Source organism: Microcoleus sp. Z1_A1, from assembly GCF_036700305.1.
In the GTDB taxonomy this organism is placed as follows: domain Bacteria; phylum Cyanobacteriota; class Cyanobacteriia; order Cyanobacteriales; family Microcoleaceae; genus Microcoleus.
Genome location: NZ_JAUBOR010000002.1, coordinates 263219 through 283554 on the forward strand (window position 1 = coordinate 263219; position 20336 = coordinate 283554).

General features: G+C 43.8%; 13 protein-coding genes and 1 pseudogene. 12 read left to right on the top strand and 2 right to left on the bottom strand.

The window, feature by feature from the left end; all coding sequences use genetic code 11:
• From QT973_RS02305 to QT973_RS02315, 3 genes are all read left to right on the top strand, one after another.
• On the top strand, positions 1-4701 hold a 4701-nt coding region (locus tag QT973_RS02305), incomplete at its 5' end, for a S8 family serine peptidase (protein WP_333390480.1).
• Positions 4702-4774: 73 nt separating this feature from the next.
• Positions 4775-5398: a hypothetical protein gene (locus QT973_RS02310; RefSeq protein ID WP_333058581.1), complete on the top strand. Its 624-nt coding sequence runs from the start codon at positions 4775-4777 to the stop codon at positions 5396-5398.
• Positions 5399-5556: 158 nt separating this feature from the next.
• Complete coding sequence (locus tag QT973_RS02315) at positions 5557-6015, top strand: hypothetical protein (RefSeq protein WP_333058582.1); 459 nt, start codon at positions 5557-5559, stop codon at positions 6013-6015.
• A 100-nt stretch (positions 6016-6115) separates the two neighbouring features.
• Here the strand turns inward: QT973_RS02315 and QT973_RS02320 are convergent.
• Positions 6116-7189, bottom strand: a pseudogene (locus QT973_RS02320) (ISKra4 family transposase).
• Between the two features lie 428 nt (positions 7190-7617).
• On the opposite strand from QT973_RS02320, the gene QT973_RS02325 reads away from it, so the two are divergent.
• The 9 genes from QT973_RS02325 (at position 7618) to QT973_RS02365 (ending at position 19689) form a co-directional block, all read left to right on the top strand.
• Positions 7618-8637: a hypothetical protein gene (locus QT973_RS02325; protein ID WP_333390483.1), complete on the top strand. Its 1020-nt coding sequence runs from the start codon at positions 7618-7620 to the stop codon at positions 8635-8637.
• Positions 8638-8647: 10 nt separating this feature from the next.
• Entirely contained in the window at positions 8648-9259 is a 612-nt protein-coding gene (locus QT973_RS02330) for a hypothetical protein (protein WP_333058585.1), read from the top strand.
• A 183-nt stretch (positions 9260-9442) separates the two neighbouring features.
• Positions 9443-11644: a hypothetical protein gene (locus QT973_RS02335; RefSeq protein ID WP_333390485.1), complete on the top strand. Its 2202-nt coding sequence runs from the start codon at positions 9443-9445 to the stop codon at positions 11642-11644.
• 40 nt (positions 11645-11684) lie between these two features.
• Positions 11685-12146 carry a Coagulation factor 5/8 type-like protein gene (locus QT973_RS02340; protein WP_333058543.1) on the top strand — a complete coding sequence of 154 codons (462 nt, stop codon included), beginning with the start codon at positions 11685-11687 and terminating at the stop codon, positions 12144-12146.
• 150 nt (positions 12147-12296) lie between these two features.
• Complete coding sequence (locus tag QT973_RS02345; RefSeq protein WP_333058544.1) at positions 12297-12758, top strand: hypothetical protein; 462 nt, start codon at positions 12297-12299, stop codon at positions 12756-12758.
• 622 nt (positions 12759-13380) lie between these two features.
• Complete coding sequence (locus QT973_RS02350) at positions 13381-14817, top strand: hypothetical protein (RefSeq protein ID WP_333058545.1); 1437 nt, start codon at positions 13381-13383, stop codon at positions 14815-14817.
• Positions 14790-15548: a hypothetical protein gene (locus QT973_RS02355; RefSeq protein ID WP_333058546.1), complete on the top strand. Its 759-nt coding sequence runs from the start codon at positions 14790-14792 to the stop codon at positions 15546-15548. Before QT973_RS02350 ends, QT973_RS02355 begins: the two co-directional genes overlap by 28 nt.
• A 240-nt stretch (positions 15549-15788) precedes the next feature.
• Complete coding sequence (locus QT973_RS02360; RefSeq protein ID WP_333390491.1) at positions 15789-19376, top strand: S8 family serine peptidase; 3588 nt, start codon at positions 15789-15791, stop codon at positions 19374-19376.
• 13 nt (positions 19377-19389) lie between these two features.
• On the top strand, positions 19390-19689 hold the full coding sequence (locus tag QT973_RS02365; protein ID WP_333209759.1) for a hypothetical protein: 300 nt from the start codon (positions 19390-19392) through the stop codon (positions 19687-19689).
• 123 nt (positions 19690-19812) lie between these two features.
• Here the strand turns inward: QT973_RS02365 and QT973_RS02370 are convergent, their stop codons facing one another.
• The gene (locus QT973_RS02370; protein ID WP_333058548.1) at positions 19813-20100 is read right to left on the bottom strand and encodes a hypothetical protein; all 288 of its coding nucleotides are present in this window, start codon (positions 20098-20100) and stop codon (positions 19813-19815) included.
• Between the last annotated feature and the right edge of the window lie 236 nt (positions 20101-20336).

Consider the following 20336-nt stretch of genomic DNA (forward strand, 5'->3'; position numbering starts at 1 on the left):
TCCTCTGCGACACAAACCAAAAACCCGACTGTTTCTGAAAATCGCAATTCAGATCCGAATTCTGCAGATCCAAAAACGGAAAATTCCTCTGCGACACAAACCAAAAACCCGACTGTTTCTGAAAATCGCAATTCAGATCCGAATTCTGCAGATCCAAAAACAGATTCTCCCGCAGGAGAAACTGAAAATCCGACTGTTTCCAAAAATCCCAATTCCGATCCAAATCCAGCCGATCCAAAAACAGATTCTCCCGCAGTAGAAACTGAAAATCCGACTGTTTCCGAAACTCCCAATTCCGATCCAAATTCTGCCGATCCAAAAACCGAAAACTCTCCCACAGCAGAAACTGAAAACTCGACAGTTTCCGAAACTCCCAATTCCGATCCGAATCCTGCTGAGATAAAAACCGAAAACTCCCCAGCGACAGAAACCAAAAACTCGACAGTTTCCGAAATTTGCAATTGCGCGACAAATCCTGCTGAAACAAAACCCGAAAACTCCCCAACGACAGAAACTCAAAACCCGCAAGTTTCCGAAAACACAATCCCAACTATCTCAGAAAACATTCAACCAGCCATCGCAGATGCCAAATCAATCGACTTCATCACAGGAGACAAAATCGAAACATCCGTCTTTTTCCAACCCGACAAACCAGAAATACCAGCAATACCCGCAGCATCCACAGACATTCTCACCGGGGAAATTGAAAACACCTCTCCAACTCTTATCGATACCCCCGAAATAGCCAGCCAAACTCCTGAAAATTTCCCGCTAATTTCTCCCGAAGAAATTTCCCAACAGTCGGAAACTCTCAACAGCATATTCGCCCAACAATTTCCTAACATTCCCGAAACAGAATCCCGCCAAAATCATCAACCATCCGCATCAGAATACATAGTTACCGACGCCCAAACTATTATACCCGAAATTGCCGTCACCGAAAATCATCACTCACAACAATCGGAAAATATCACCGCCGACAGCAAAAATCAGCCACCAACAACTATCGACGAATTTGTCAACCCCGACTTCGACTCCGAAAACATCGCCATTACTCCCGAAATATCATCCGACGCCAACAATCAGCCAGACAATTCACTTCATATCATCCCCGACTCCTTCATCGCAACTGCAACTGACAGCCACTCCGAAACAACCATCAACGAATACACAACCACCGACACAGAAACCCAACCAGAAACAACCCCCAACCTCCCCCAAAAAAACCAACCATTAATCGGCATCATCGACACCGGATTCACCACCAACAATCCCCACATCAACTACAGCCAAATCAGCCTCGGCAAAGACTTAATCGAGGGCGACAACAACCCCCTACTCCAACCAAACCAAGGAAACCAACACGGCGACACAATTTTAGAAATTATCGCCACCACAGACAATCAAAACCCCACCCAAAAATCGACTCCGATTTGGTTGGGACGAGCAACAGGCAGCGGCAACTGGCATCAATCCCTGATAGAATTTGTAAACGCAGCAATCGCCGCCAAACAACCCAACGCCCTCATCAACCTCAGCTTCGACTTAACCCAAATCAACCCCGACGGCACACAAACCACACGGCACAAATTGACAGCAGAAGAAAAATCAGCACTCAAATACGCCCTTGACAACAACATCCTGATTGTAGCAGCCGCTGGAAACGAAGGAACACTCATTTCAGCCCTCGGACAAGCCTCCACAGAATTCGACAACATCATCACAGTGGGAGCATCCGACAACAACCACCGCGCCGCCTATTCCAGCTACGGAGGCGGATTAGATATCCTAGCACCAACAAGCCTTACACAAACAGCAGAACCATCAACAACCCAATCCAAACAAGGCACATCAATAGCAGCCGCATTCGTCACAAACACCATCTGGCAAATGTGGGCAGCCAACCCATCCCTGAACCGCCAACAAATCAAAAACATCCTCCTAAACACAGCAACAGACATCGACGTACCCTCATGGGACGAAAGAACAGGATACGGAATATTAAACCCAGAATTAGCAATAGCCACAGCCACAGAAACAATCCCCGCAATCCCAGTCTTGGCAGCTACCAAACACTGGACAAAACCCTTAATTGATGCCGATGCAAATCCCAGCAACACACCCAACAATACCCCATCCAAACCCTCAGAAAGAGCAACTGCAACCACCGCCCCAGGCACACCAAAAACCACCAGCACCTCAACCGGAAACAGCAATGAAGGCACTAGCTCTTATACCACAGAACTAGCGCCACATACAACCACCTCTACCAGTAGTTCCCACGGTACAACCACCACAAACACTCAAACCAACAGCCACTTCTCAAACACCGAATCAAGCTGGGATCAAAACGCCGTCCAAACCAACAGCAAGGGCAACTCTTTTAACCAATCCACCAGCGATTCAAACACATCTGCCAGTACCTACACCAGCAAAAACTTTTCTCAAAACTCAGTAGAAAACAAAAATCAATCGCAGCAAAACTACAGCCGAGTTAAATACGAAGGCACTCGCAACGACCAAAGCTCATATCTTCAAAAATCCCGCAGTTCTAGCAATTATACCACTCCTTCACAAACTACAAACACCACTGCCGACAGTTACCGAAACAGTTTTTCCCAATCAGACAGTCAATACGGAACCGACTATGCAACGAATAACGGCAACCGCCAAGACGATTGGGGTTCAAAATCAACTTCAAACACTCACTATACTAGCAGCACCGGCAGTTCTCTCAACCACAGTTCAACTCAAATTCAAGGCAAAGCCGATTGGACGTCGGGCAGCAATAACAGCAGTTACACCAACACTCACAGCGGGTCAGAAAGCCAAGTAAATCGCTCGAATTATGAGAGCAACAGTAGCAGCGGCCCCTCCAAAACCAGCAACAGCAGCAACGACTATTCAGCAATCAATTCAACTTGGGACAGCACTACAACAGACGGCACAACAGTCAGCAGCAACAGCCGCGATACTTATTCAGAAGCCAATAGTAATTATCACAGCAGTTACGACGACGGCCCGTCAAAAAATACCAGCAATCAATCCACTTACACCGTCAATCAATCTGAACAAACCAACAGCAGCAACGGCCCATCATACTGGCAAAACAATCGAGATAATAATTACTCGGTAACTCAGACCAATGACACGCAAAACTACAAAGACGGCCCGTCAACTAGCAGCCACAGTCGGGATACTTATTCTCTCAGCAAATCTAATTCTTCCAGCAGCAACAGTGAGGGGAAAGTTAGTTATAATTCCGAGCTTGAAAATTATTCAGAAAATCATGCTCAGTGGGAGAGCGAGTATAATGCTGATACTTATACTACTCAAAGTAACAGCGACGAATCGACAATAACCGCTACCAAAAGTAACAGCAGCACCGAGGGCAACAATTCCACCTCATCTAACAGTAGCGACACCTCCCGTACTTGGAATTCACAGACAGTTACCATTTATAAAGATGGCCAAAGAACAGAAAATGGCAGTTCGAGTTACGAGAAATGGTCGAGCGAAAGCACTTACGATAGTAACGGCGTAGCTAGTTCGGTGTCCCAGTATTCTAGCTGGAGTTCAAGTTACAGCAAGTATTATTTTAAGGGAGGTTACAGTTGGACGGAAACTGTGAGCGGTTACGACTCAGAATCGGTGACGAAAGGGGGTGTCTATACGAGTAATGGCAGCAGTTGGAGTTGGACTCGCAGCGGGACTGAGTATGATGATGGGAGGAATAGTTGGAGTGAAAGTTGGTCGAAGTCTAGTTGGGAAGATGGGGAGTATTTGCCGGGTGAATATGAGGTGACGGGGGGGTCATTTGACCCGGAAGGAACTGGGACGCTCCCGAATAATTTGCCGGAATTTGGGGAAGCGCCGCGGTTGAATAAGGCGCCGAAACAAGATGTGCCGGTGGATTTTCAGAAGTTGCCGAAGCCGAGTGATGATATTTGGGAGTTGCCGACTGCGATTTTTAAAGATTCTGCATCTAAAAATACTTCAGGAGGCAAGACTTTTTGGTTGCCAACTGAGATTTACAAAGAGCTTCTGTCTCAGAAGGTAATTAATGGAGATGGCTATCTTAGTGTAAATAACCCTACCACGCTTAGCAGGTTTGAAGCTCAACATAGACTAGCACTACTCATACTGCGGGTATTTTATGGTGAGGATGCTGATAAATTGATTCAGCCTGGTGTACTACAGGTGACTGACACTAAAGGGATTCTGGATGCAATGGATAGAGCAAATAATTGGCCATCAGGAAAAGCTAAACAGGAATACGGCAATTTGTATGGTCTCGTAACTAATGGAAGGCTATTCATTAATTCTGATTTAAATACAGACGATATGACGCTACTAAAAACAATGGTTCATGAAATGTTGCACATCAATCAAAATCGAAATTTAACTACTACATTGGGCCCAAATCTTATGGAAGGTCTTACTCAACGTCTTGCTATGCAAGCATTCCGGGCTTCGGGACGCCCTTGGGATGATGCAGGAGGGTATAAAGATCAAGTAAGAGTAGTTGTTAGTCTAGAGCGGTTGCTTGGCTCGCGGACACTAAAGGAGGTCTACTTCAACAATCCCAGCTTGCTTGCTACAGAATTTGATAGAGCTGCTGGGTTTAAGTTATTTGATACTTTTCTACAACTTATAGAGCAACGGAAATTTGATGAAGCAATTCGTTTAATACCGTTTTAATTGAGCATTTTTTACTCGATATTACCTGAAGTAGTGCCAGCTAATATTTGACAACAAAGGAGCCGATCGGAATATGTCATCGTTATACAAAGCTAAAAAAACCTATCACACAGAACCCCCTTTTAAAACATTTTTAAGAAAGGAGAGTCCTAGTCTTTTACAAGCAGCTAGATATCATATTTGGAAGTTAGGTATAATACTGGTGATGGTATCAATTTGTGGGTGCCAATCAACTCAATCAAATGAATGGGAGACGAAGCAAATAAAAGCTAATGAATTGGAGATGAGACCAATAGAAGCTATCCCAGAGGTTGCACCTCCTCAGAATCCATGCCCTATTCCTCAACTCCCAGTCGATAACCAAGCTCTGACTAAATTACATACAACTTCTCAAGTAGAGCTGGAAATACGAGATATCCAAAAAAAGTCTTTTGACTTAGCAGTAGAAACAGCTCAGAGTACGGGCAGAAGAAAGGAGCGACTTGCGAGGGCGAGTATAATGTATCAACGCCTGACAGAGCTTCATCCTCTAATTTCGTGTGAAGCGAGCAAGCAGACATTAGCAATTATTTGGTCAGATGCTCGCCTAGATATTGCATATGTCCTCTCAGATGGAAAAGAGCTGGCTCGTCCTGGTTTGTATGTTTACGTACAAGCACTCAGACGAAAAAATACCGAAAATAAAGAGACCCCGTAAGAACTCAAGTGGATATCTTTTTTCCTGAAACCTTATCTAAATTACCGAGAATTAGTCAGCGATCCCACTTTTTAAATTACGGGCGATCGTACTTTTTGAGATTGTGGGCGATAGCACACAGGAGCAAATTTTCTTTGAGGCTATCGAATTAATTAAATATGCGGATTTCATTTGACCTTGATGACACTCTAATTTGCGCTCGGAAAGAAGCCCCGTGGGAACCCAATCGGGTACCATTTTTCCTCAAACCTTGGATTAACGAACCATTGCGACTGGGAACACGCGCATTGATGCAGGAATTGAAAACGTGGGGACACGAAATATGGATTTATACAACTTCCTACCGTTCCCCTTGCTCTGTACGCCTGTGGTTGCGTTGCTACGGCATTCAAGTAGCAGGGGTCATCAATCAAAATATCCATAGAGCTCATCTGCATCGCTATCCAGGCGATTCCTTGCCCAGCAAAAATCCGCGAGCGTTTGGTATTGACTTGCATGTGGATGATTCTGAAGGGGTAAAATTAGAGGGTAAAAAGTATGGTTTTAAGGTGGTTGTGATTTCCCCAGAAGATTGCAATTGGACTCTGACAGTTCTGGAAGCAGTTGCACGTCGGTAAAAAATCGGAACGAAAGCGATCGCAACTCCTAAATTAATCTTTACGTAGCAATAATGCGATTAATTTACCGTATTTGCCAGGGGAGCATCCCACTTTTTAACTAAGCAGAAACACCTAGCCTGATGTCATTATTTAAATACGCACATCTCAGTCTTAAAATTTGAGGCACATTTTTTTCGTTCCACTGTGCACCTACAATCTTAATTCTTGCTCCAATCTGTTTAATTAAAGACTCTACAGCTCCCGAACCAATGTCAATACCCTCCTGTTGATAATTCTGGTAATCTGGGATTCTTGACTGATGTTTTCGCAGATATTTCTGGAACTTTTCACTCGCTTTACTCGTAACCCCTACAAATTCGGCTATAGCTTCTACTGTTGACCCTTCCCACAGTTTGTTCTGCGCTCTCCTCAGTCGTTTGAGAGAACCTCCTACTTTATGTAAATTTTCTATCAAATGATACCAATCTAGTACCTCTCTTCTTTGTTCTCTAGTCCCAATTTGACTAAATAGATTCCACACTCCATCATGACCATCTCCCAAACAAGTTATTGCTTCACTCTTGATTTGGCTATTTACCCACCCCACTAAATCTGCATTATTTTGAAAAAAGGCTGCTGCTACAAAGGCCATGTATCTTAACTGCCTTATAATTCTTCCAGACACTTTCTTCTCCTTCCTGAGTTCTTAGTCTGACGTTTCCTCCGTCTATACTCAATGCTTTTACTTTCCCGGTAGTTTCAGGCGGCAGCAATTTGTAACGCTCTAATAGCCGATGTTGTGTACTGTGGGGTACATAAATTCCTGTCAACATTTTGAGGTCTCTCTCGGCATTGGCAAAAGATTCATTTCCTACTAATAATAAACAACATTTTTCCAAGTTAGGACTCAGACGACTTCCCTTCTTCACTCCCAACCTTTGCGCTTGTTTACTCGATAGAGTTATTTCTCCTACACAACTTTTTATGGTTCTTTTTCTACCCGAACCTTGTCCACCCGCCGAGTTAAAAAAAAACCGCTAATTTCTGGTGCTACTGTTTCAATTAAATGTTCCCTCACACTCAGTTCTACAGATTCAAAGTCTTGTAGTTTTTCTACTGGGGTGTTTTTATAAAATATAGCTGCTATTTCTTGGAGATTTATTTTGATTTTCTGCTGTTCTTCTGGGGTCATATCTACTCGGTTTATCGCATTGTCTCTGATTTATATTCTCTCATCAATCTGCTGTAAATTCTATCGGTATTTATACTTAGTGCAAAACTGGGATGCTCCCTTTGCCAGCGCGATCGATGTGGAGTGAGAGTTACAGCAAATCTTATTTTAAGGGAGGTTACAGTTGGACAGAAACCCTGAACGGTTACGACTATTAATCGGTGACTAAAAGAGATGTCTATACGAGTAGTGGCAGCAGTTGGAGTTGGACTCGCAGCGGGACAGTTTGGGATGATGGGGGGAATAGTTGGAGTGAAAGTTGGTCGAAGTCTAGTTGGAAGGATGGCGAGTATTTGCCGGGTGAATATGAGGTGACGGGGGGGTCATTTGACCCGGAAGTCACTGGGACCGAGATGAATAATTTGCCGGAATTTGGGGAGGCGCCGCGGTTGAATCAGCCGCCGAAACAAGAAGTGCCGGTGGATTTTCAGAAGCCTCCGAAGCCTAGTGATGATATTTGGCAGTTGCCGACTGTGATTTTTAAGGAGCCTCAATTTAAAGAGGTCTTTGGTAGTAGTGGTTCTGATTCCCCTTCAGGTGAGAGTGGGAATGATGATTTAGCTAATAATCCGTCTGGTGGTTCTGGTGCTCCTGGTGGAAAATTACCTGAAAACAAACGTTCTGCACTGGCAGAAGTTATCAAACAATTGTTGAATTTTTTTAGACCTCTTGGGCTGTTTGTTGCTGGCGCAGTATATCAGTATCTACGTAATATCGGAGATTCAACTAAATGGTTATTCCAGGTCTTCAACCCTTACTGGGATGGACAGGAACAAGATGTGGAACGAGGGCTTAAAGGGCTTCCCGACTACAATTATTTTTGGTGGGGACAACGGTTAGGAGATGGGGCGGCAATTGTCACAGGAATTTTAGAAATCATAGCAGGTGGTGGTGCTGCTGCTGGAGGTGGAGCTTTATGCGTAGCAGGATTACCTTGCATCGGAGGTGCTCCAGCTATAGTAGGAGGTGTAGCTTTGGGACTACACGGAACAACTACGTTGGCGGCTGGTGTAAGAAATATAGTTGAGGAACTTGGAATTGTTTTTCAGAGCGCTACAGGCAATGGGGGGGGCAGTAGTGCATTGAATTGGGATAATTGGAAGAGTAAGCCCACATTCGGACATACATTTGAGAGGCACGGTCAAGCCTCAAAAAATACAGATAATCTTAGGGGAAGAGCTGCCGGCAAGAAACAAGCTCAAGGACAATGGTTAGATAATCAAAAAGCTGCTGAGTTTCTCCGAGATTTAAGACCAAATATAGGTGACGATCCAGAAATAGTTGATATTCCTGAAGGTCTTGGACAACTAATATTACCAGACGGTACAATAATACCTGCAACTCGTGCAACTGTTGTGCCTATACCAGGTGGAGGATATAAAACTGCTTTTCCAATTATGAACCCTTAGGAGGAATATTATGTTTCTGATGTGCTTGGAAATAAACAGATTAGGATGGCGACAAGAGCAAGTTCTTGAAAACCCGTGGGTAAGTGACGATGAATTCAATGGTGATTACGACTTAAAGCTTGAGGAAATAGAGGATGTGAAAGAAATCTTTCCTGTGATTTGTGAAGAATTAGAAAAGTCTAATTTAGTAAGATTTCGAGTAGAAGGTTTTGGAGAATTACCGTGGCCCGTTGATGTTTCAATAGATTTAATGACAGTAGTGGAGCAACTTTCTGATTTGTTAAAATTTGTAGAAGATTCTAACTCCAGTTCTTTCTGTTTGGATTTTTATGAACAAGGAATTGAAAGACGGCTAATTTTTAGTCATGTAGAAAAACTGGTGAAGATAAATTGTCGGCCTCTTGTTATGGAAAGCAGTAACATTGCTAACAACTCAAAAGATTCGTGGGGACAATATATAGAAGAGGAACCCCTGACAGGGCACAATCTAAAAAGTATGATTTGCAACCTAATTACAACATTTGTTTCAATCGCCCATGATATCTGCCCAACATTAACCAGTCATAAATGCTTTCAAGAATGGTGTCATGACAAATACATAGCGAATTGCTGTGTGCGATAGATTTTGATAACTGGGTTTTAATCCTTAGATCATCCCTCCTGATTCCTATATAAATAGAATCGACTTTATGAGCGCTCGAACTTTTGTATACGCCTTCTGCGGGCGTTCGACTTGGCGGGCGCTCGAACTTTTGTACGCTGACGATCGGGCGATCGACTTTACGGGCGATCGAACTTTTTCACATTGGACTTTACGGGCGTTCGACTTGGCGGGCGCTCGAACTTTTGTACACGGGATTTTACGGGCGATCAACTTTGGGGGCGCTCGAACTGTGCGCTCGAACTTTTTACGGGCGATCGATTCTGTAGGTGCTCGAACTTTTGTACACAAAACTTTACGGGCGCTCGATTCTTTCGGCGCCGGACTTTACGGGCGATCGATTCAGCAATCAATTCCACCTGGGGCAACACTACAACAGACGGCAAAACAGTCGGCAGCAACAGCCGCGATACTTATTCAGAAGCCAATAGTAATTATCACAGCAGTTACGATGACGGTCAGTCAAAAAATACCAGCAATCAATCCACTTACACCGTCAATCAATCTCAAGAAACCAACAGCAGCAACGGCCCATCATACTGGCAAAACAATCGAGATAATAATTACTCGGTAACTCAGACCAATGACACGCAAAACTACAAAGACGGCCCGTCAACTAGCAGCCACAGTCGGGATACTTATTCTCTCAGCAAGTCGAACTCTTCCAGCAGCAACAGTGAGGGTCAAGTCAGTTATAATTCCGAACTTGAAAATTATTCAGAAAATCATGCTCAGTGGGAAAGCGAGTATAATGCTGATACTTATACTACTCAAAGCAACAGCGATGAATCCACAATAACCGCTACCAAAAGTAACAGCAGCACCTCGGGCAGTAATTCTACTTCATCTCACAGTAGCCATACCTCAAGAACTGGCAATTCACAGACAGTTATCACTTATCAAGATGGCCAAAAAAGCGAAAATGGCAGTTCGAGTTACGAGAAATGGTCGAGCGAAAGCACTTACGATAGTAACGGCGTAGCTAGTTTGGTGTCCCAGTATTCTAGCTGGAGTTCAAGTTACGGCAAGTCTGATTTTCAGGGAGGTTACAGTTGGACGGAAACTGTCAGCGGTTACGATTCGGAATCGGTGACGAAAGAGGGTGTTTCGACGAGTAATGGCAGCAGTTGGAGTTGGACTCGCAGCGGGACTGAGTATGATGATGGCAGGAATAGTTGGAGTGAAAGTTGGTCGAAGTCTAGTTGGGAAGATGGCGAGTATTTGCCGGGTGAATATGAGGTAACGAGGGGGTCATTTGACCCAGAAGGAACACAGACCCAGACGAATAATTTGCCCTCATTTGGGGAAGCGCCGCGGTTGAATAAGGCGCCGAAACAACAGGTGCCACCGGATTTAGTGAAGCCTCCGAAGCCGAGTGATGATATTTGGCAGTTGCCGACTGTGATTTTTAAAGATGGTGCATCTAAAAATGCTTCAGAAGATAAGACTTTTTGGCTCCCAACTGATATTTACAAAGAGCTTACGTCTCAGAAAGTGATTAATGGAGATGGCTATTTTAATGCAAGTAGCCCTAAAAACGAAAGCCCTTGGGACAAATTTTTGGCAAAATTGCGTAGATTTATCCAAAGGTTGTTAGAGCTATCTCAACAAGGCAAGCAAGCTGTTCTAGAATTTTTAGGCGCACTTCTTTACTACTATCTCAAGAATAATGGGGCTTTACTTCAACCTTTCACTGACCTTCTGATACCAGGAGGAGCACAAGCACGAGACAAACTGGAAAAACTCTTACAAAAGAGTAAAGCAGCTCAGTTAGGAAGAGGTGCTGCTGATTTAATCGGAATTTTGCAAGGAATAGCGGAAATTTTGTTGGGAACTGGTGGTAGTATTGGAGGTGGTTTAACTGGAAACCCCGCACTGGTTGCTGCAGGATTGGGAGCGCTAGCACATGGGATCAGCTTAGTGGGAGTTAGCGCTCAGGATCTATCTAATCTGATTGTTCAGGTTCTTCAAAGTAATTCCGGTCATAATCCTTGGGATGATGTTCCAGAAGGGGACTTGGAAGAATTTTTGAATCCAGCGTATGAGTATATCGATACTCGTTCATGGCATCAAGGTGGTTCCACTACAGCAGAAAATTCTGTAAAAAACCATTTTAGGGATCATGGTACGGAAGTAGAGGCAGCGAATGTGCAGGAATATATTGACCTAGCAGAGAAGTTTAAACAAGTAGTTCTGAATAATAATAGAACCGAAATACGCCGAATAAGTGGAGCTACCTCAAATGTTTCTAGGTACGAACTGGGAGATAGATACATAGATTTAGTAGATTTAGGTCAAGGAGAATATGGTATAATATCTTTTGGAAAAGTTTGGCCTCGCCGCTGATTGAATCAAGTGTTAAGAGAATAAAGAGGGTTGTTGAAATATGGCGCTAGAACATAGATTTTTCTGCTTAAGAGAAGGAGAAGTGAGTTATGCAGAGTACATGAAATACTTCAAAATTAAGTTTGAAGTCAGTATCCACGATGATGTAATGCGCTACATGAATGATACCCTAATGTGGATACCATGTACTCATCTTTCAGTTAGACATAGAAGGAAGGCTCACGGATTAATGCTTTACGGTGATACAATTATTAATCAAGAAGGTGTTGAAATGTTTTATCATGTGATCGAGTCATGGTATCGCTTATTTTCAAAAGCTCCTGAGAAATTTCAGCTTGATGGAGGAATAATTATAGAAGCTGACAGAACGGTTTCTAGTCCACCAAAAGTTCACACTATCGAAGTTGAGCGAGACTTGCTCCTTGAAAAGCTTCGGATTTTACTCAATTATGCTAATCAGGTAATTGAGGGTGAATTCTTTATTTTGCATTTGGGTATTTGATGATAAAAATCTCAGTAAATCTCGATGAGTTATTGGATGTTTATTCAGAACCAAATAGTAAAGTAACTCTAACAGCAGTTACGATTGGAGAAGTTTGGTCTGGCCGCTGATTGAATTAAGTGTTAAGAGAATAAAGAGGGTTGTTGAAATATGGCGCTAGAACATAGATTTTTTTGCTTAAGAGAAGGAGAAGTCAGTTATGCAAAGTGCATGAATTATTATGAAAAGGAGTTTGAAGTTAGTATCCACGATGACATAATGCGGTACATGAATGATACCTTAATGTGGATACCGTGTACTCATCTTTCACTTCCCTATAAAAAGAAAACAAAGGGATTATCGCTTTACGGTATTACAATTATTCACCAAGAAGATGGGGAAATGTTTTATCACGTAATCGATTCATGGTATCGCTTATTTTCAAAAGCTCCTGAGAGATTTCAGCTTGATGGGGGGATAATTATAAAAAATGACAGAAAGGTTTCAACTCCACCCAAAGTTTACACTATCGAAGTTGAGCGAGACTTGCTCCTTGAAAAACTGCGGATTTTGCTCAATTATGCTAATCAGGTAATTGAGGGTGAATTCTTTATTTTGCATTTGGGTATTTGATGATAAAAACCTCAGTAAATCTCGATGAGTTATTGGATGTTTATTCAGAACCAAATAGTAAAGTAACTCTAACAGCAGTTACGATGACGGCAAGTCAAAAAATACCAGCAACAGAGACACATATACCGTCAATCAGTCTCTGGAAACTTCGGGCAGCAACGGCCCATCATATTGGCAAAACAATCGAGGTAATAATTACTCGGTAACTCAGACCAATGACACCCAAAACTACAAAAACGGGCCGTCAACTAGCAGCCACAATCGGGATACTTATTCTGTCAGTAAGTCGAATTCTTCCAGCAGCAACAGTGAGGGTCAAGTCAGTTATAATTCCGAACTTGAAAATTATTCAGAAAATCATGCTCAGTGGGAAAGCGAGTATAATGCTGATACTTATACTACTCAAAGCAACAGCGATGAATCGACAATAACCGCTATCAAAAGTAACAGCAGCACCTCGGGCAGTAATTCTACTTCATCTCACAGTAGCCATACCTCAAGAACTGGCAATTCACAGACAGTTATCACTTATCAAGATGGCCAAATAACAGAAAATGGCAGTTCGAGTTACGAGAAATGGTCGAGCGAAAGCACTTACGATAGTAACGGCGTAGCTAGTTCGGTGTCCAAGTATTCTAGCTGGAGTTCAAGTTACAGCAAGTATTATTTTAAGGAAGGTTACAGTTGGACGGAAACTGTGAGCGGTTACGACTCAGAATCGGTGACGAAAGGGGGTGTCTATACGAGTAATGGCAGCAGTTGGAGTTGGACTCGCAGCGGGACAGTATGGGATGATGGAAGGAATAGTTGGAGTGAAAGTTGGTCGAAATATAGTTGGAAAGATGGGGAGTATACGACGATTGAGTCCTCGTCAGCAGGGGGAGGGTTCGATGCTTCGGGGACGGGGGAGCAGGTTAATGATTTGCCCTCAATTGGGGAGGCGCCGCGGTTGAATAAGGCGCCGAAACAAGAGGTGCCGATTGATTTTCAGAAGTTGCCGAAGCCTAGTGATGATATTTGGCAGTTGCCGACTTTTATTGTTAAGGAGCCTGAGTTTAAAGATGTCTTTGCTAGTTATGAAGTTGATGCGCCTTCAGGTGGGAGTGGGAATGATTATTTAGCTAATAATCCGTCTGGTGGTTCTGGTGCTCCTGGTGGAAAATTACCTGAAAACAAACGTTCTGCACTGGCAGAAGTTATTCAACAATTGTTGAATTTTTTTAGACCTCTTGGAGAGTTTGTTGCTGGCGCAGTCTATCAATGGTTGCGTAATAATGGAGAACCAGCTACATGGTTGCTGGAGGTTTTGAGCCCTGGATGGAACCGATTAGAACAAGATGTGGAGCGTGGGCTTCCTCAAACCTGGCCTTTTAAGGCAGGGCGAACTTTTGGAGATGGGGCAGCAATTGTCACAGGGATTTTAGAGATAATAGGGGGTAGTGGGGCTGCTGGTGGCGGTAGTAGTTTATGTGTAACAGGATTCGGCTGCATTGCAGGTGCTCCTGCCATAGTAGCAGGAACCGCTCTAGCGCTACATGGCTCTGGTACAGCTTCCCGTGGATTAGCAAATATATTAGCCGACATAGCTGAAAATCTGGGGGTAGTTTTTCAGAGTTCATCAGGTAAGAGGAACAGTGGAGGTAGACCCTATGAACCACCTATAAGGAGCAGTCAAACGTATGACGGCTATACTCAGGTAGAGTGGAGCACCTCACCTAACGACCCACGTACTCCGTTGGTGACTTTCAAAGAAGTTAATCCAAACATTATCGAGGTGTCAGATATATTTCCACGCGATTTTCCCCGTCGTATTGGTGGTAATATGATTGCAGATGCCTTACGAACTCACGGAATAAATAGACCATCAACCATCAGATTGACGAATGTAACGAACGCTCCCACCAAAGAAGCAATTGACCAGGGCATTTCTGTTGAAAATACGGTCTTGGGTGACACTTTGAAAGATGCAGCCAGAGAATTGGGTGCTACACCTACGAGTTGGAGTACAAATACAAATGCTAGAGGTCAAAGATGGATAGAAGTAAAATTGTCTTACTAGAGCAACTAAAGCAAGCTTGTTCGCAACGAATCGATAAGAGCTGGCACCTGCTAGCAACTGCTGCGGGAAATGAGGAAGGTATTCGTGTGACGTTGCGCGGTCTGGAAATTAATGAGTTACGCCTTGACACATTCATTGCTATGCCCACCCGCTTAGTAGAAGATAGGGTTCTAGCTCTTTCTGTTTCCCGACCCGAGCTTTTACGTAATTTGTTAAATCAGTGGGAAATGGAACCACGCACTGGCAATCCCGATATCGATGCTGGGTGTTTAGAAACAGCTCTTACAACAGGTCGCAGATGTTTCACAGTTTTGGAAATAGATCCAGAAGCAGAACCGTGGTCGTGGGAGGAGGAATTAAAAAACAAACCTTTAAAACTTATATACAACTCCGAGTATATTCGCTTGTTAGGTAGTCGTCCTTTGAAGGACAAAGTGCTAACACAAAAGGATATAGAAAACGCCATAGGATCGGGAATGTTTCTGCTCCAAACATTACGCACACAACAGGTACAAATAGATGAATCTGTATTTGCTCACTATGCAGATTTAATCAGTTCCACAGGTCCCTACGTAACCGCTATGCTGATTGAGTTATCGAGACAAACTAATTTCGATTCCCGGATCTGGTTTGAACGGATTCTGGAAGTATTTCCGACTATTTCTGATCCGCTCGATCTGACTCTATCAACCTATGCTTTACTCAATGAGCAATGGGTTATGCCTTGGTGATTGGATCTCAAATTCCTTTTGTGCTATGGACTTGATAGGCGATTAGTTTTGTGCGCTCGAATTATTGTCAATAGTTTGACCTGACTCGGGCGATCGCGCTTGGGTAGAATTTCCTTTGAGTCTAGAGCCCGTTTTTAGTTAATTTTCGGCTTCGGGATCTCGAACTTTAAATACACAACCACCGACACAGAAACCCAACCAGAAACAACCCCCAACCTCCCCCAAAAAAACCAACCATTAATCGGCATCATCGACACCGGATTCACCACCAACAATCCCCACATCAACTACAGCCAAATCAGCCTCGGCAAAGACTTAATCGAGGGCGACAACAACCCCCTACTCCAACCAAACCAAGCCAACCAACACGGCGACAAAATTTTAGAAATTATCGTCGCCACAGACAATCAAAACCCCACCCAAAAATCGACTCCGATTTGGTTGGGACGAGCAACAGGCAGCGGCAACTGGCATCAATCCCTGATAGAATTTGTAAACGCAGCAATCGCCGCCAAACAACCCAACGCCCTCATCAACCTCAGCTTCGACTTAACCCAAATCAATCCCGACGGCACACAAACCACACGCTACCAACTCACACCAGAAGAAAAATCAGCACTTAAATACGCTCAGGACAACAACATCCTGATTGTAGCAGCGGCCGGTAATGAAGGAACTCTCATCTCTGCCCTCGGACAAGCCTCAACAGAATTCGACAACATCATCACCGTCGGCGCATCCGAAAACAACAACCGCAGCGCCTATTCCAGCTACGGAGGCGGTTTAGATATCCTAGCACCAACAAACACTCAAAAAACCGCAGAACAGTCAACAACCGAAACAAAACAAGGCACATCAATAGCAGCAGCCTTCGTCACAAATACCATCTCCCAAATGTGGGCAGCCAACCCATCCCTGAACCGCCAACAAATCAAAAACATCCTCCTAAAAACAGCAACAGACATCGACGTACCCTCATGGGACGAAAGGACAGGATACGGAATATTAAATCGCGAATTAGCAATTGCTACCGCCACAGAAACAATCCCCGCAATACCAGTATTAGCAGCCACCAAACAATTGACAAAATCGCTGATTGATGCCGATGCAAATGTCAGTAACTCTCCGAATAGTACAGCCAAACCCTCAGAAAGACCGACCGCAACCAACGCCCCAGGCACACCAAAAACTACCAGCACCTCAACCGGAGACTACAACTCTGGCACCAGCTCCTATACCACAGAATTAGCGCCATATACAACTACCTCTACCAGTAGTTCCAACGGCACAACCACCACAAACACTCAAACTAATAGCAACTTCTCAAACACCGAATCAAGCTGGGATCAAAACGCCGTCAACACCAACAGCAAGAGCAACTCTTTTAACGAATACACCAGCGATTCCAGCACAAATGCTGCTACCTACACCAGCAAAAACTTTTCCCAAAACTCAGTCGAAAACACAAATCAATTGCAGCAAAACTACAGCCGAGTTAAATACGAAGGCACTCGCAACGACCAAAGCTCATATCTTCAAAAATCCCGCTCTTCTAGCAATTATACCAGTCCCGAACAAACTACAAACACCACTGCCGACAGTTACCGAAACAGTTTTTCCCAATCAGAAAGTCAATACGGAACCGACTATGCAATGAATAACGGCAACCGCCAAGACGATTGGGGTTCAAAATCAACTTCAAACACTCACTATACTAGCAGCACCGGAAGTTCTCTCAACAACAGTTCAACTCAAATTCAAGGCAAAGCCGATTGGACGAATAGCAGCAATGGTAATAGTTCCATCAACACTCACAGCGGGTCAGAAAGCCAAGTAAATCGCTCGAACTATGAGAGCAACAGTAGCAGCGGCCCCTCCAAAACCAGCAACAGCAGCGACAACTATTCAGTAATCAATTCAACTTGGGACAACACTACAACAGACGGCACAACAGTCAGCAGCAACAGCCGCGATACTTATTCAGAAGCCAATAGTAATTATCACAGCAGTTACGACGACGGCCCGTCAAAAAATACCAGCAATCAATCCACTTACACCGTCAATCAATCTCAAGAAACCAACAGCAGCAACGGCCCCTCATACTGGCACAACAACCGCAATAACAATTATTCTGTCAGTCAAGGGAATGACACGCAAAGTTACAAAAACGGGCCGTCAACTAGCAGCCACAATCGGGATACTTATTCTGTCAGTAAGTCGAATTCTTCCAGCAGCAACAGTGAGGGGAAAGTTAGTTATAATTCCGAGCTTGAAAATTATTCAGAAAATAATGCTCAGTGGGAGAGCGAGTATAAGGCTGATACTTATACTACTCAAAGTAACAGTGACGAATCCACAATAACAGCTACCAAAAGTAATAGCAGTACCGAGGGCAACAATTCCACCTCATCTAACAGTAGCGACACCTCCCGTACTTGGAATTCACAGACAGTTACAACTTATAAAGATGGCCAAAGAACTGAAAATGGCAGTTCGAGTTACGAGAAATGGTCGAGCGAAAGCACTTACGATAGTAACGGGGTAGCTAGTTCGGTGTCCAAGTATTCTAGCTGGAGTGAGAGTTACAGCAAGTCTTATTTTAAGGGAGGTTACAGTTGGACGGAAACTGTCAGCGGTTACGATTCGGAATCGGTGACGAAAGGGGGTGTCTATACGAGTAATGGCAACAGTTGGAGTTGGACTCGCAGTGGGACTGAGTATGATGATGGCAGGAATAGTTGGAGTGAAAGTTGGTCGAAGTCTAGTTGGGAAGATGGCGAGTATTTGCCGGGTGAATATGAGGTGACGGGGGGGTCATTTGACCCAGAAGGAACTGGGACGCAGACGAATAATTTGCCTGAATTTGGGGAGGCGCCGCGGTTGAATAAGGCGCCGAAACAACAGGTGCCGGTGGATTTTCAGAAGCCTCCCAAGCCTAGTGATGATATTTGGCGGCTACCGAGTGTTATTCTGATTAAAGAGCCTGAGTTTAAAAAGGTTTTTGGTAGTAGTGGTTCTGATTCCCCTTCAGGTGAGAGTGGGAATGATTATTTAGCTAATAATCCGTCTGGTGGTTCTGGTGCTCCTGGTGGAAAATTACCTGAAAACAAACGTTCTGCACTGGCAGAAGTTATTCAACAATTGTTGAATTTTTTTAGACCTCTTGGGATGTTTGTTGCTGGCGCAGTATATCAGTATCTACGTAATATCGGAGATTCAACTAAATGGTTATTCCAGGTCTTCAACCCTTACTGGGATGGACAGGAACAAGATGTGGAACGAGGGCTTAAAGGGCTTCCCGACTACAATTATTTTTGGTGGGGACAACGGTTAGGAGATGGGGCAGCAATTGTCACAGGAATTTTGGAAATCATAGCAGGCGGTGGTGCTGCCGCTGGAGGTGGATTTTTATGTATAGCAGGATTCACTTGCATCGGAGGTGCTCCGGCCATAGTAGCAGGTGCAGCTTTGGGACTACACGGAACAACTACGTTGGCCGCTGGTGTAAGAAATATAGTTCAGGAACTTGGAGTATTATATTCTCAAGGAACAGGCGGTACAGGGAGTCAACTTTACCAAAAGATGACAACACCTCAATTGGAGAAAGCCCGAAACTCCTATCAAGACCTAATCCAAGAACACGAGAAAAAGCTCAATGACTACATAGCAAATCCCGATGCTTATGATAACGATGGCAGGCTTAAAAACGCACCAAATCCACAAATAAGGCAACAAATTATACAGGGGCGTATTAATGCACTTCAAAAACAAATCAAGAAGCAAAGAGATGAGTTAATCAAAATAGAACAAGAACTTAATCGCAGATAGAGAGGATAAATCGATGAATGTGACGGTTGGTGAACTACGGATATTGTTTGATAAACTCATGAATAAAATGGAACAAGAGGGCATTCTATCATTAGATATTAATGATATAGATTACTATTGGATAGTTTCGTCTGATGAATGGACAAACTTTGAAACTGATGTTAGTCTAGATGTAGGTTCACTGATAGATGATTGGAAAAGCCTGCAAAAAGTTATATCCGAAGAACATATCCCCACATATGTTGATTTCGATCGCCTCGCCTCAATATTAAGAGCTGTAGCGGAGACGATTGTCCCACTAAAAGAGGGATAATATGACAAGCTCAAATAATCGACGTGGCGGGCGATTAGTTTTGTTCGATCGAATGATTATCAATAGTTTTACACCCTCCGGGCGATCGCACACCGGGTACAATTTCCTTTGAGTCGATCAACTTTACAAGCTAGTTGTTTTGTGCGATCGAATGATTGTTGATAGTTTTACACCCCTCGGACGATCGCACATCGCCCGTACAATTTCCTCTGAGTCGATCGACCGGGGCGGGCTAGTCATTTTGTGCGCTCGAATTATTATCGATAGTTTGAGCTGAGTCGGGCGATCGCACACCGGGCACAACTTCCTTTGAGTCGATCGCCCGTTTTTAGGTAATTTTTCTGTTTCCGGCGATCGGCCATTGATTCTGCGGGCGATCGAATTAACGGGATCTCGTCCTTGTTTATCCACCGCGCGATCGACCGGGTGGGCGATCGTACTTTTCTCAATTATCGGCGATCGTACTTTTTTAGATTGCGGGATCTCGCACTTTTCTAGATTAGGGGATCTCGTACTTTTTTAGATTAGGGGATCTCGTCTATTTCTAAATGGTGGGCGATCGACAATACGCCCAGGGTAAACGCATCTAAATTAAGTTGACAGAAAATCATATTTGTGCATGATTTGTTTTTTATAAAACAATTCTT